Source organism: Pseudomonas sp. S2_E02 (genome assembly GCF_054668355.1).
Window position 1 is genome coordinate 4,641,855 of sequence record NZ_CP162761.1, and the last position, 13,192, is coordinate 4,655,046.

A 13,192-nucleotide genomic window follows, 5' to 3' on the forward strand; every position below is an offset into this window, starting at 1 on the left:
AAGCCAGCCCCTGAGACATCAGGGGCTGGCTTTTTTATGCACAGGAAAAGGGTTGCAGGATTTGAAACTGCCGCCGGAACGTTGCTCCGGAAACACCGTGGCGAACGCTCTGGCACGCCGTTGGGCGGGAATCTGGCAGAAATACCATCCATTTCCTGTATGGCCCTAAGATTTCTCCGACACGTGCCGACAGACTGGTGAGACATGCGTGCACCAAAGTAGAGCGGCTAGTAGAACGCTGCCTGCACTGTACATGGAATGTTGCATCCGGAACGCATCCCCACTTTTGGCATAAGAAGTCCCATGAAATGAATCTCAAGTTCAGCCATAAAATCCTGTTGGCCGCCTCGGGCGTCGTGGTCCTGGCGTTCGCGCTGTTCACCCTCTACAACGACTATCTGCAGCGAAACACCATTCGCCAGAACCTCCAGTCTTCCGTGCAGCAGGCCGGTGATCTGACCGCCAGCAGCGTGCAGAACTGGATGAGCGGGCGGATCCTGGTGCTGGAAAACCTCGCGCAGAACGTTGCCCATCAGGGTAAGGACGCGGACTACCCGGGCCTGGTCGATCAACCGGCCTTCACCTCGAACTTCCAGTTCACCTACGTCGGTCAAGCCAGCGGTGTGTTCACCCAGCGTCCTGACGCGAAGATGCCGGACGGCTATGACCCGCGTCAGCGCCCTTGGTACAAGCAGGCCGTGGTAGCTGACAAAACCATGCTGACGCCGCCGTACATGGCTGCTGTCGGCGGACTGGTGGTGACCATCGCCATGCCGGTGAAAAAGAACGGTGAACTGCTCGGCGTCGTCGGGGGTGACCTGAGCCTGGAAACCCTGGTGAAGATCATCAACTCGGTGGACTTCGGTGGCCTCGGCCATGCATTCCTGGTTAGCGCCGACGGTCAGGTGATCGTTAGCCCGGACAAGGATCAGGTCATGAAAAACCTGAAAGACATCTACCCAAACACCAGCGTACGCATCGAGAAGGGCAACCAGAACGTGGTGCTCAACGGTCAGGAACGTATTCTGTCGTTTACCCCGGTCAGCGATCTGCCGAATGCGCAGTGGTACATCGGTCTGTCGATCGACCGCGACAAGGCCTACGCAGCACTCAGCCAATTCCGCACCTCGGCACTGATTGCGATGTTCGTGGCCGTGGCGGCCATTGCCTTGCTGCTGAGCCTGTTGATCAATGTGTTGATGCGTCCGCTGACCACCATGGGCCAGTGCGATGCAGGATATCGCTCAGGGCGAAGGCGACCTGACCCGCCGCCTGGTGGTCGAGAGCAAAGACGAGTTCGGTGAATTGGGCAGCGCGTTCAACCAGTTCGTTGAGCGTATTCACGCGTCGATTTCCGAAGTGTCTTCCGCCACCCGTCATGTGCATGACTTGTCGCAACGGGTGATGGCATCGTCCAACGCCTCGATCGTCGGTTCTGACGAGCAAAGCGCGCGCACCAACAGCGTCGCTGCGGCGATCAACGAACTGGGTGCCGCCACGCAGGAAATTGCGCGCAACGCCGCCGACGCTTCGCAGCACGCCAGCGGCGCCAGCGAGCAGGCCGATGACGGGCGTCAGGTGGTCGAGCAGACGATTCAAGCGATGACCGAGTTGTCGCAGAAGATCAGCCTGTCGTGCACGCAGATCGAAACCCTGAACGCCAGCACCGACAACATCGGCCACATCCTCGACGTGATCAAAGGGATTTCGCAACAGACCAACCTGTTGGCACTTAACGCCGCGATCGAAGCGGCGCGTGCCGGTGAAGCCGGACGTGGTTTTGCCGTGGTGGCGGACGAGGTGCGAAACCTTGCCCATCGCACCCAGGAGTCGGCGGAAGAGATCCACAAAATGATCACGTCGTTGCAGATTGGTTCGCGGGAAGCGGTGACCACGATGAACGCCAGTCAGGTGTCCAGCGAGCAGAGCGTGGAAGTGGCCAATCAGGCCGGTTTGCGTCTGGTCAGCGTGACTCAGCGCATCGGTGAAATCGACGGCATGAACCAATCTGTAGCCGCGGCCACTGAAGAGCAGACCGCGGTTGTGGAAACCCTCAACGTCGACGTTAACCAGATCAACCTGCTGAATCAGCAGAGCGTGGCTAACCTCAACGAGACGTTGAAGGATTGTGATGCGTTGTCGCAGCAGGCTAACCGTCTGAAGCAATTGGTCGACAGCTTCAAGATCTGATTATTCAGATTGGAGACCGCGTTATCGTTCTTCGCGAGCAAGCTCGCTCCCACAGATTGACCGCATTCCTACAGAAGGAATGCAATCAAAATGTGGGAGCGAGCCTGCTCGCGAAAGCGGTCTGACATTCACCGCAAAGCCGAAGCCTTAAACAAACAGCTTCAGCACATTCCCCATCGCATCATCCGCAAACCCCTGCACAAAATCCTTGAACCCTGGCAGTGCCTCTTCACCGCCCGCAGCCGGCTCGGCAATGATCGTCCACGTCGCCCGAGACTTACCCGCGCCCAGCGATTCGACATTCATCGCCGCCCACAGATTCGCCACCCCCAACGTGTTGTAAATCGTCGTCCAGGTCATGCTCCGCGCGTGCTCATCGCGGGAGTTGAGTTGCTCGACTACCACGTTGCCATCCTTGAAGCATTTCTTGCGCAGCGAGGACACGCCCTCGCCGATTGTTTCGATGTGCGACAGCGCCGGAATGAAACGGTCGAATCCGCCGAAATCGCCGACCACCGCCCAGACCTGCGCCGCGTCTGCCGGCACTTCTACCGAAGACACTACGTGGCAGCCATGCGGGTTTTTGATCAGGGTATCGGGTTGCAAAGTGCTCATGGTGTTGCTCCTTTTGTTGGATCAGATGAAGTTGATTTCTTTCAGGTAATCGCAGCCACGACGCAGCAGCGCCGGGGATTTCTGCGGGTAGTGCGCGCCCATCAGATGCACGCCGGCCTCAGCGTTGGCATGACCAATCAGGGAGATGTCGCCGATGTCTTCTTCGAAGCCGTTGAGGTAGAAACCGAGCACGCCGAACAGCGCGTTGTCGGCATCGACGCGGTTTAGTTGCTGCTGCCAGTCGGCGACGCTGACCAGCGCGAACTCGCTGCCGGTTTCGCGGAACGAAGTGACGTAGGCGTCCCAGCTCAAAGGCTCGGGGTTATGCAGGTTGAACACCGCGCGGTCGGACGAATAACGGCTGGCGTGGAAAGCAATGAAGCGGGCGAGAAAGTCCACCGGCATCAGGTCAAAATTCAGCGCGAAGGCCGGTACCTGGCCGAGCTGAATCGAGCCTTTGAGCATCAGCATCAAACGGTTTTTGTGCGGCTGACAAACGCCGCTCAAGCTGTTGAAACTAATGTTGCCAGGGCGATACAGATTGACCCGTACACCGCGTTCCCGCGCCCGTTCGAGGATGCGTTCGCCGACCCATTTCGACAGGTTGTAGCCGTTGCGAATATAGATCGGTGGGGTCGTGGCGGCTGGCAGTTCCAGCACCCGTCCAGCATCGTCCACCGTGCTGGAAGCCGACAGCGTCGAGACGAAGTTGAAAACCTTTTTGCTCTGCCCTTCGCACAAGCGCAGCAGGGCGAAAATCGGTTCGACGTTGTCCGCCGCCAGCGACTCGTAATCGAGTACGTGATTGACGTTAGCGGCGTTGTGCACCAGTGCGCCGAACTCGCGATCCAGGCGCTGATAGTCGTCGTCATTCAGGCCCAACTGCGGACGCGTAATATCCGCCGCGTAAACCCGCACACGACTCAGATCCAGATGCTCCAGGCGGTTTTCACGCAGTGACTCGGCAAAGCGTTGCGCCGCCGTTTTACCGCCGCCGTCGCGCACCAGACACGCTACTTCGGTGGCACCCCAACCGAGCAGCGCCTCGACGATGTGCACGCCGACAAAGCTATTGGCGCCGGTGACGATGACTTTATGCACATCACCCATGCGGCTGATCGGCAGTGGCTCGATTTCCAGTGCACGCTCGGCGTCGGCCGTGGCCTGGGCGCTGAGTACGGCGCTGTCATCGGTGCCGCGTACCAGCGTTGCCAGTTTGATGATGGTCGGCAGTTCGATGAAGCGATTGATCGAAATGCTACGCCCGAACTCCTCACGCAAACGCAGCAACATGCGCGAGAGCAGAATCGAGTGGCCACCGAGATTGAAGAAGCTTTCGTCGGTGGAAATGTCGCTGCTCGGCAGCTCCAGCAACTCCGCCCAGATCTCCAGCAACAGCGCTTCATCGGCATTCACCGGCAGGCATTTCGGCGCGTTGCCCTGCACGCTCACTGGCAGTTCCAGCAGTGCTTTGCGATCGACTTTGCCGTTGCTGGCGAACGGCATGCTCGCCAGCTCGGTCCACGCCACCGGTTGCATGTAGTCCGGCAAAAACTGTCTGGCGTGGGCTTTCAGCGCGTCGCGTGCGGTGTCCGATTGCGCTTGTGCGAGGAACGCGAGAATGCGCCGCTGACTGTCGATCACCACCGCCATTTGCCGGTACAACTGGCTCTCGCGCAGGCAGCGCTCGATCTCTTCCGGCTCGACCCGGAAGCCACGGATTTTTACCTGATTGTCGCGCCGCCCGCACAGTTCGATACCGTGCTCGCCCCACCTGGCCATGTCGCCGCTGCGGTAGGCGCGCAGCGTTTGGCCGTCCGGTAATTGCAGGGTCAGATAACGCTCGGCGGTCTGCTGCGGATTGTTCAGATAACCGAGGCAAACACCGGGGCCGACGATGAACAATTCGCCGACGGTGTGCTCCGCCACTGGTTGCAAATCGTCATCGAGAATCAGCACTTGGCTGTTGGCGATTGGTGCCCCGAGGGTACGGTTACTGTCGCCCGGTTTGAGCTGGCGCGCGGTGATCAGTACGGTGGCTTCGGTCGGGCCGTAAAGGTTGTGCAGTGTGCCTTGGCGGGTGAGTTGCTCAATGACAAACGGCTCGCAGACATCGCCGCCGGTCATCACTTGCACGCCTTCCAGTTGCTCCAGCGGCAGGATGCTCAACAGCGCCGGTGGCAGGAATGCGTGGGTCAGGTGTCGGCGGCGGATCAACGCGACCAGTTGCAATGGATCTCGTCGTTGCGTGTCGTCCGGCACCACCAGTTCGGCACCTTCCAGCAGGGTCGGGAAGATGTCGATCAGTGACGAATCGAAGCTCAGCGACGAGAACTGCAAGACCCGACTCTCGGCTCGCAATTGCACGTAATCGGCGTACCACGCGGTGAAGTGCGCGAGATTGGCCTGACTGAGTAACACGCCTTTCGGATGCCCGGTGGTGCCCGAGGTGTAGAGCGCCATGCACGGTGCATCAAGTTCGGGGCGGCGGCGCATCAGCGGTTGACTGAGATCTGCCTCTGAGCTGTCGATGCGGCTGACGTCCAGCCCCGCCATGGATGCGCTGAGCGAATGCTCGCCATCATGCAGCAACAGCAGCGCGCCAGCGTTTTGCAGAATGTATTGCTGACGCTGTAACGGATGACTCGGTTCCAGCGGCAGATACACCGCGCCGCTGCCGAGGATCGCTAGAATCGAGGCAAACAATGCCGGGCTTTTTGGCAGGCAGATGCCGACCACCCACGGTTTTGGCTGTTGCTCGAGCAAGGGCAGCAAGCGCTGTTGAATCGCACGGCTGTGAGCGTGCAGTTGGCGATAGCTGATCGACTGTTCGGCGATGTGCAGCGCCGGGCGTTCAGCGTGGTGGATCAAGCTTCGTTGCAGGCGCTCGATCACCGGGATCTGCGCCTCTTCCAGCAATGCGGGATTGGCCGTGTCGTTGCGGCGATGGACGTAAGCCAGGCTGTCGAGGAACAGCAGGTTTTCCATTCTCTCGAAATCCGGCGCAGTCACTGACGCGGCCAGCTGCAGATAGTCAGCATCACGGGAGAAGCGGCTGACCAGCAACGCCACTTCATCGACCACCTGCGTCAGCACCCGTTGCCGCAGCGCCTGCCCATTGCCGGACGGCTCATCGCCAATCGGTACGCGGCTGATCAGTGACGAGCCAAGGAAACACAGCAAATCGAGTGTCGGCAAACCGGCAGGGCTCTGCACGCCGACACCCAAACGCAGATGCAGGTGCGGGATCGAGCAGAAATCGCCGGCGCCGATAAAACCATCGTCGATGATCAGATCCACCGTCGATGCACCGGCAGCGCTGCGCTGCAAGGAGTGACCGTGTTGTTCCAGTTCCTGCGCCAGGTCGGTCATCGCCTGGCTGGTGCCAATCAGCAAAATGTCGAGACGTTTCATATCGGCCTCCTCATCAAACCAGATAGTCGCGCAGCGCGTGCTGCACGCAGGGCGCATCGAGCAGCGAGCTGTTGTGGAAGAACTTGACGATGTTGCCCACCAGCGGGTGATGGCGATTGATCGGGAATGCCAGCCCGGCCATCTCGTCCCTGAGCGAACGGCGCGTAGTCTCGCTGACCGGCAGTGCGTCGATCAGGCGCAGGTCGAAGGCTTTCTGGATGTCGTTGGTCAGGTAATGGCCGATGAACACCGGCAGAATCTGCGCGATGGTTTCGCGATCCGCCGCGTTGGCGGTGTGCCAATAGATGCGCACCATCCGCGCCCAGAAACTCGAATGGCGACCTTCATCGAGCAAGTGATCGGCCATCAGGCCTTTGATCGACGGCTTGACCGTGTCGTCGCGTGCGAACGCCGCGACATCACCGGTCACGGTGTTTTCGGCGATGGCCACGCAGATCAATTCGACCGCGCTGCGCAGGTGCTCTGGAGCCAGCGCTACTGCCGCAGGAATCGCCCGGCTCAGTTCGATTTCATCGGGGAGCTGAATCGGTTCGATGCCGGTCATCGCCACGGTTTGCTGCATAAAATCCATCGCCACGAGGGCGTGGTAATCCTCGTCCACCACCACGGTCATCGCGTCGTAACGACAGGCAAACGGGAAGGCCACGGCGAAGCGATTCTTGGCGATGCTGCGCGCGGTCTTGTCGACGATCTCGGTCTCGAAAATCACCACGTCGTTGATGAATTTGTACAGCGTCTGCACCAAGGCGAAATCACGCTGTTGCGGGCACTCGCGCAGGAAGGTTTCGCTGAGCACCAGCGGTTGACGGCTGAGCGGGTAGATCAGCCGTTCGTCGTCTTCGAGTACGCGTCGCGGGCGGGTGCGGATGGTCGCGCGATTCTCCCAGGCGTCGGCAAAGGATTGATAGTCAGCAGCGTTCATTGGGTCACCTCTGCCAACGGCTCGCGCATGCTTACGCGCAGGCCGTCCCACAAGGCGATACGGCTTTCCACGGCGGCAATGGCGCTGGCGTAGACCTCGGCTTCACGTTGCGGGTCGCCGTTGACCAGGCGCTCGAGCAGGTGTTCGGCCGCCGGGCCGTGGTCTTCGGAGTCGACCTCGATGTGCCGTTCCAGGTAATAGCGAAAGGTCGGCGCCTGTTCGATACCGATGCCCCAGTCGTCAAGAATGCGCTGGAACATGGTCGGGATCACGCTCTCGCGACCATGCAGAAACGCCGCCGCCACGCTGTGTCCCGGTGCATGCAGGGCGGTGCGCAAGGTGTCGCGGACAAACTGCGCGGCGGCCGGATCAACCTCGACGCTTTGCAGCGCGACGTCATAGCTCACGCCTTCCTGTTGCAGGGCGACAAAGCGCTCCACGGCTTGGGTACTCGCGCCGATTTCGCGCATTGCGTCCAGGTACAGCTCAAAATGGCTGTAATGCCCTTCGGCCAGGCGATTATCCGACTCTTCGCCGAGAACGATCTCGTTGATCAGTCGGGCGGCGAGAGGATCGCGCGGCGGCAACCACGGTAGTCGGGTGCAGGTCAGCTCCTGCTGCAGGCGTTTGGTCAGCGACATGAAGTCCCACACGGCAAATACATGGGTTTCCATGAAGCGACGCAACACCGATAACGACGTGATCTCGGCAAAGATCGGGTGAATGCTAAGTTCGGCTTTCTTCAGGGCGAGTTGGTGCTTAGTGGGCATCATGATGTCCTTTATCGTTGATATTAAATGGAACTGCTCTGCAACTGCGCAATCAATGAAACTACGACTTACTTGTTTCCTGTCGACGGACGACAGCCTTCCTTCCTGATAGGTAAGTGCGGATCGATATACCTTTGACATGGCTTCATGTCTGCCCATCAAGCGCTGCTGCTGTACCGCAGGCATTGGGCTGCTGCCGAAGTGAAGGGTGAAGTTCAAACTTGGCGAAGAAAAACTAATACACCGACAAAGTGTTTAACAAGTATATTTTTAATTATTTTAAGTTTGCTGTTTTTTGAAGTTGAGTTGTTCCAATAAAACTTTCAGGTAAAGTTTTATTTGGGCGTAGTTGCTCCTTTCGGCGAATAACGGCCAAAATTGCTCAAGAAGAGTGAATGCCTCACTCGAAGCAACTTTCCAGTAATAAGAATTGAATGATTTAAAAGGGGCGGAAGTTGGCCGTGACCCCGCGCCATGACTTCCTTTTTCCCGTGGCAAGGCTCCTTCCGTAGGTTCCTGGTGCGGGGACTGCGCCGGCAGGGCGGCGCGTCGCCCGTTCTTTATGGGGTGGCGGCTCAAGAGTGCGGGTAAATTTGCGCCACGGCTATGACCGATTCATCAGCGGCAACGTGCAAATATCGGACTGAACGGCGCAAGGAGGTTAGAGCGGACATGTGGATCCGCCCAGCAGAGGGCTGGCGGATCGCTTGGGGATTTGTAAGCGGGTGATTCGCGGGGCAGTGCGCGCTCAGCGCGCAGCTTGGCGGTTTTGCGCGGCAGGGGTAGCGAGATAACGGGTAATCACTTCGACACCGCGATTGAGGTGCTGCTCGAGGAGTTTGATCGACAGCTCAGTGTCGCGATCCTGCACGGCTTGCAACATCGCCCGGTGATCGTCCTGGGACAATTTGCCCAGGCCCATGGCCTCAAGGTTGAAGCGCAGAAAACGCTCTTCTTCGTTGAGCCCGTCTTCAACCAGTCGCAGTAAGCGTTGGTTGGGCGCCTTGCTGTACAGGGCCATGTGGAACAAACGGTTGAGCCGGCCGATTTCCGTGTAGTCGTGTTGCGCCTCAAGCTCTTCGATGTACCCGGCTGCGCGTGCGTGGTCGGCAGCGGTCAGCAGCGGAATCGATTGCCGCATGGCTTCGGATTCGAGCAGGATGCGCAACTCGTAGGTTTCGGTCGCGTCACCCTGAATCAATGGCGCAACCACTGCACCTTTATGCGTAGTAACGCTCAGCAGTTCTTGGGCTTCGAGCTGGCGCAACGCTTCGCGCACCGGCATGCGGCTGACACCGAAAAGGTCGGCCAGATCCTGCTGGCGCAGCGCCGTGCCACAGGGCAGACGACCGTCGAGGATTGCCGAGCGCAGGGTTTCTTCGATCACCGAACGGGCCAGATGAGCAGGAATCGGTCCATCGACTTTAATGCTGTGCAACGGTTTGGGCTTCTGTGTCACGACTACGCACCCTGTATGTCGGCCTGGTTTGGATCCAAATGACACTAGTGATTGCTCTACGGGTTGTCAAACCTTGTAAAACATCGCTGTGCCAACTGAAGTTTAGCGTGCCGAGTATGATCTCATGGTGCCATTGTTTTTTGTCGGGCTAAGCTTCACCATCAAACGCTTTCCTTCCTGCCCCCTGGAAACCTGCTGTGGCGGTACGTTTCGCGATCCCCCGGACTCTGCGCTGGCTAGGCTGCGCACTGCTGCTGGCCGGCGTCATGCTGGGCGGTCTGCATGCCGATTGGGATTTTTCCACGATCAGCCGCAAAGCCACGGCACTCTACGGGCCGCTGGGTGCCGGGCAGCAGCGCATTGATGCCTGGCAGAATCTGTTGGCCACGCAGAAACAAGTCAGCGAGATGGAAAAGCTCAAAGTGGTGAACCTGTTCTTCAACAAACAGGTGCGCTACGTCGAGGACATCGATCTGTGGCACGAGGTCGATTACTGGGAAACGCCGATCGAGGCGCTGTGGAAGGGCGCCGGCGACTGCGAAGACTATGCGATCGCCAAGTATTTCAGCTTGCGTCATCTTGGGGTTTCCAGTGACAAGCTGCGTATCACCTACGTCAAGGCGTTGCGTCAGAACCGCGCGCACATGGTCCTGACTTACTATGCCACCCCCGATGCCATGCCGCTGGTGCTCGACAGCCTGATCGATCCGATCCAGCCGGCGTCGCAGCGAACCGATTTGCTGCCGGTCTACTCTTTTAATGCTGAAGGGTTGTACCTGCCGGGCGCCAAGGGCAACAAGAAGGTCGGTGACACCAAACGCCTGTCACGCTGGCAGGATGTGTTGAAGAAAATGCAGGCCGAAGGTTTCCCGGTCGAAACGACTAACTAGGAGCATGCGCTCAGATGTCTTTGTTCAAACAGCTGTTGATCGCTATCTGTCTGTTCCTGGTGGTCGCCTTCACCGGCAGCTTCATGGTCAGTCTGGAAAGCTCGCGCACCCAGTACGTCAACCAGTTGCGTTCCCACGCCCAGGACGCCGCGACGGCGCTGGCGTTGTCGCTGACGCCGAATATCGACGATCCGGCCATGGTCGAGTTGCTGGTCAGCTCGATTTTCGACAGCGGTTATTACGCGAGCATCCGCGTGGTCGATCTGAAGACTGACCAGACGATTGTTGAGCGCAACGGCATTCCGGCCGTCACCAATGTGCCGGACTGGTTCGTCAAGCTGATCGGCCTGGAGCCGGCCGGTGGCGACGCGCTGGTCAGCCGTGGCTGGGAGCAGGCGGCGCGAGTCGAGGTGGTCAGCCATCCGATGTTTGCTGTGGCCAAATTGTGGCAGAGCGCGTTGGGCAGCCTTGGCTGGCTGCTGATCTGCGGGGCGATCAGTGCCGTGCTCGGCGCGCTGCTGCTGCGCCGGCAGTTGAAGCCGCTGGATTACATGGTCAAGCAGTCCCACGCCATCGCCCGTCGCGAATTCCTCAGCCTGCCGGAACTGCCGCGCACACCTGAGTTGCGCCGTGTGGTGCAGGCGATGAACCAGATGGTCGAGAAGCTCAAGGCGCTGTTTCAGGAGCAGGCCGAGCGCAGTGAAAAGCTGCGCGCCGAGTCCTATCAGGACAATCTCACGGGGCTTGCCAACCGGCGCTATTTCGAAATGCAGTTGCACAACCGGGTGAGCAACCCGGAGCAGGCCAGTTCCGGTTATCTGCTGCTGTTGCGGGTCAAGGATCTGGCGGGGCTCAATCAGCGTCTCGGTGGCCAGCGCACCGATGAACTGCTGAAAGCAGTTGGCGAGCAACTGTCCCGCGAATGCGCCAAATACCCGGAAACCCAAAACCTCGTCACCCGCATTCGTGGCGGAGAGTTTGCCGTGCTGGCGCCGGGGCTGGTTCGTGAGGAAGCGCTGCAACTGGCGCAGAACCTCGACAGCGCTTTGAGCAGTCTGCACGCCACCGGGGCGACCGATGTGGCTGCCGTGGCGTCGATCGGCCTGGCGCCGTTCACCCACGGTGATTCACCGCAACAAGTACTGACGCTCGGCGATCAGGCGCTGGCGCAAGCTGAAGGTCAGGGCGAGCAGAATTGGGCGTGCATCGATCAGAGCCTGACGGCGGATGTCGGCGACGATCACCATGCCTGGCATCGCTTGCTCGATCAGGCCTTGAGTCAGCAGCGTTTCGAGCTGTATTTCCAGCCGGTGGTCGCCGCCGCAGACACGCAGCTGGTGCTGCATTACAAAGTGCTCTCGCGCCTGCTCGATGATCAGGGCCAGACCATCCCGGCCGGGCGCTTCCTGCCGTGGCTGGAACGCTTCGGCTGGACTGCACGGCTTGACCGCCTGATGCTCGAACGCGTGCTGGAGCAAATGAAAGAGCACGAAGATTCGCTGGCGCTGAATTTGTCCTCGGCGACTCTGGCTGACCCGCAGGCGTTGAACAAAGTCTTCGAGATTCTGCGTGCGCATTCCAACTTGGGCGAGCGTTTGACCCTGGAAATCGGCGAGGAGCAATTGCCCGAACAAGCGGTGCTGGAGCAGTTGACCCGGCGCCTGCGCGAACTCGGTTTCTCTCTGAGCCTGCAACGCTTTGGTGGGCGCTTCAGCATGATCGGCAACCTGGCGCGGCTGGGGCTGGCGTACTTGAAGATCGATGGCAGTTACATTCGTGCGATTGATCAGGAGAGTGACAAGCGTCTGTTTATCGAGGCGATTCAGCGTGCGGCGCACAGCATTGATCTGCCGCTGATTGCCGAGCGGGTCGAGACGGAAGGGGAGTTGTCGGTGATTCGCGAGATGGGCTTGTATGGGGTTCAGGGGCGGTTGTTTGGTGAGCCTCGGCCTTGGCGGTGAGATTGCAAAAGCCACCCTCACCCTAGCCCTCTCCCAGAGGGAGAGGGGACTGATCGTGGGATATTGATGTAATACGCCGACGTGAAAGAGCTCCGCTGAATCCATAAACGACTCGATTTCTCAGGTCGATGTATGGCGCCAGACACCTCGGTCAGCCCCTCTCCCTCACGGGGACTGATTGGGGGATATTCGGGAAGTACGCCGACGTGAAAGATGTCCGCTGAATCCATAATCGACTCGAATTCTCAGGTCGATGTATGGCGCCAGACACCTCGGTCGGCCCCTCTCCCTCACGGGGACTGATTGGGGGATGTTCGGGAAGTACGCTGACGTGAACGATTTTCGCTGAATCCATAATCGACTCGATTTCTCGGGTCGATGTATGGCGCCAGACACCTCGGTCGGCCCCTCTCCCTCACGGGGACTGATTGGGGGATGTTCGGGAAGTACGCTGACGTGAACGATTTGCGCTGAATCCATAATCGACTCGATTTCTCAGGTCGATGTATGGCGCCAGACACCTCGGTCAGCTCCCTCTCCCACCGGGAGAGGGCTGGGGTGAGGGTAGGCTTTTGATACTGGGTGGATCAGATCAACCCGCCCTCATCCTCATCGATCAACTGGCTCAACCCGCCCAACGCCTCACGCGCCTGGGTCCGGTCCATCAGTTTGGCCTGGGCCGCCGGCGGCAGGTCGGTGACGCGGATCACGCCCTTCTGGGTCAGCACCTGAATCAGGTCGTCGAGTACCCGAATCATTTCGAAGTCGCTCTGCTTGAGCTGCTTCAGGCTGGTTTCCACCACTTCATTGGCGAACCAGGCCTGGATTTCATGGCTGTCGGCCGGCAGCGTTTCCGTGGCCTCGGCGTAGGCCGCGGCTTCCACGCGAATCAACAGACCTTGCGCATCGCGTTGCACGTAAAACATTGAGCATCCCTCAGAAATGAACCA

At 59.3% G+C, this 13,192-nt stretch carries 9 protein-coding genes and 1 pseudogene; 4 read left to right on the forward strand and 6 right to left on the reverse strand.

Annotated features, from left to right (window positions below; genetic code table 11):
• Nucleotides 1–308 precede the first annotated feature (308 nt).
• A pseudogene (locus AB4O01_RS20990) lies at nucleotides 309–2,190 on the forward strand (methyl-accepting chemotaxis protein).
• Between the two features lie 147 nt (nucleotides 2,191–2,337).
• Here AB4O01_RS20990 and AB4O01_RS20995 read toward each other — a convergent pair.
• The 4 genes from AB4O01_RS20995 to AB4O01_RS21010 are packed head-to-tail and all read right to left on the reverse strand — an operon-like array spanning nucleotide 2,338 to nucleotide 7,935.
• On the reverse strand, nucleotides 2,338–2,805 hold the full coding sequence (locus AB4O01_RS20995) for an SRPBCC family protein (RefSeq protein WP_099757652.1): 468 nt from the start codon (nucleotides 2,803–2,805) through the stop codon (nucleotides 2,338–2,340).
• A gap of 21 nt (nucleotides 2,806–2,826) precedes the next feature.
• A complete protein-coding gene (locus AB4O01_RS21000; RefSeq protein ID WP_460089411.1) occupies nucleotides 2,827–6,219 on the reverse strand; it encodes an amino acid adenylation domain-containing protein in 3,393 nt (1,130 codons plus the stop codon).
• Nucleotides 6,220–6,232: 13 nt separating this feature from the next.
• Entirely contained in the window at nucleotides 6,233–7,162 is a 930-nt protein-coding gene (locus tag AB4O01_RS21005) for a diiron oxygenase (protein WP_460089413.1), read from the reverse strand.
• A complete protein-coding gene (locus AB4O01_RS21010) occupies nucleotides 7,159–7,935 on the reverse strand; it encodes a DUF3050 domain-containing protein (protein WP_093442663.1) in 777 nt (258 codons plus the stop codon). Before AB4O01_RS21010 ends, AB4O01_RS21005 begins: the two co-directional genes overlap by 4 nt.
• A gap of 144 nt (nucleotides 7,936–8,079) precedes the next feature.
• Here AB4O01_RS21010 and AB4O01_RS21015 point away from each other — a divergent pair, with 144 nt between their 5' ends.
• On the forward strand, nucleotides 8,080–8,250 hold the full coding sequence (locus AB4O01_RS21015; RefSeq protein ID WP_460089415.1) for a hypothetical protein: 171 nt from the start codon (nucleotides 8,080–8,082) through the stop codon (nucleotides 8,248–8,250).
• Nucleotides 8,251–8,680: 430 nt separating this feature from the next.
• On the opposite strand, the gene AB4O01_RS21020 is transcribed toward AB4O01_RS21015, so the two are convergent.
• A complete protein-coding gene (locus AB4O01_RS21020) occupies nucleotides 8,681–9,391 on the reverse strand; it encodes a GntR family transcriptional regulator (RefSeq protein WP_093442659.1) in 711 nt (236 codons plus the stop codon).
• Nucleotides 9,392–9,588: 197 nt separating this feature from the next.
• On the opposite strand from AB4O01_RS21020, the gene lapG reads away from it, so the two are divergent.
• Together lapG and lapD are read left to right on the forward strand one after the other, a co-directional pair.
• Nucleotides 9,589–10,281 carry a cysteine protease LapG gene (gene lapG, locus AB4O01_RS21025; RefSeq protein ID WP_095113878.1) on the forward strand — a complete coding sequence of 231 codons (693 nt, stop codon included), beginning with the start codon at nucleotides 9,589–9,591 and terminating at the stop codon, nucleotides 10,279–10,281.
• Between the two features lie 14 nt (nucleotides 10,282–10,295).
• Entirely contained in the window at nucleotides 10,296–12,242 is a 1,947-nt protein-coding gene (lapD, locus tag AB4O01_RS21030) for a cyclic di-GMP receptor LapD (RefSeq protein ID WP_320336049.1), read from the forward strand.
• A 587-nt stretch (nucleotides 12,243–12,829) separates the two neighbouring features.
• Here the strand turns inward: lapD and AB4O01_RS21035 are convergent.
• Nucleotides 12,830–13,168 carry a hypothetical protein gene (locus AB4O01_RS21035; RefSeq protein WP_007918987.1) on the reverse strand — a complete coding sequence of 113 codons (339 nt, stop codon included), beginning with the start codon at nucleotides 13,166–13,168 and terminating at the stop codon, nucleotides 12,830–12,832.
• Nucleotides 13,169–13,192: the final 24 nt, after the last annotated feature.

Bases quoted from the DNA above. Each gene is read 5' to 3' on its own strand.
- AB4O01_RS20995 (WP_099757652.1), bottom strand. From the start codon at position 2,805: ATGAGCACTTTGCAACCCGATACCCTGATCAAAAACCCGCATGGCTGC.
- AB4O01_RS21000 (WP_460089411.1), bottom strand. From the start codon at position 6,219: ATGAAACGTCTCGACATTTTGCTGATTGGCACCAGCCAGGCGATGACC.
- AB4O01_RS21005 (WP_460089413.1), bottom strand. From the start codon at position 7,162: ATGAACGCTGCTGACTATCAATCCTTTGCCGACGCCTGGGAGAATCGC.
- AB4O01_RS21010 (WP_093442663.1), bottom strand. From the start codon at position 7,935: ATGATGCCCACTAAGCACCAACTCGCCCTGAAGAAAGCCGAACTTAGC.
- AB4O01_RS21015 (WP_460089415.1), top strand. From the start codon at position 8,080: ATGTCTGCCCATCAAGCGCTGCTGCTGTACCGCAGGCATTGGGCTGCT.
- lapD (WP_320336049.1), top strand. From the start codon at position 10,296: ATGTCTTTGTTCAAACAGCTGTTGATCGCTATCTGTCTGTTCCTGGTG.
- AB4O01_RS21035 (WP_007918987.1), bottom strand. From the start codon at position 13,168: ATGTTTTACGTGCAACGCGATGCGCAAGGTCTGTTGATTCGCGTGGAA.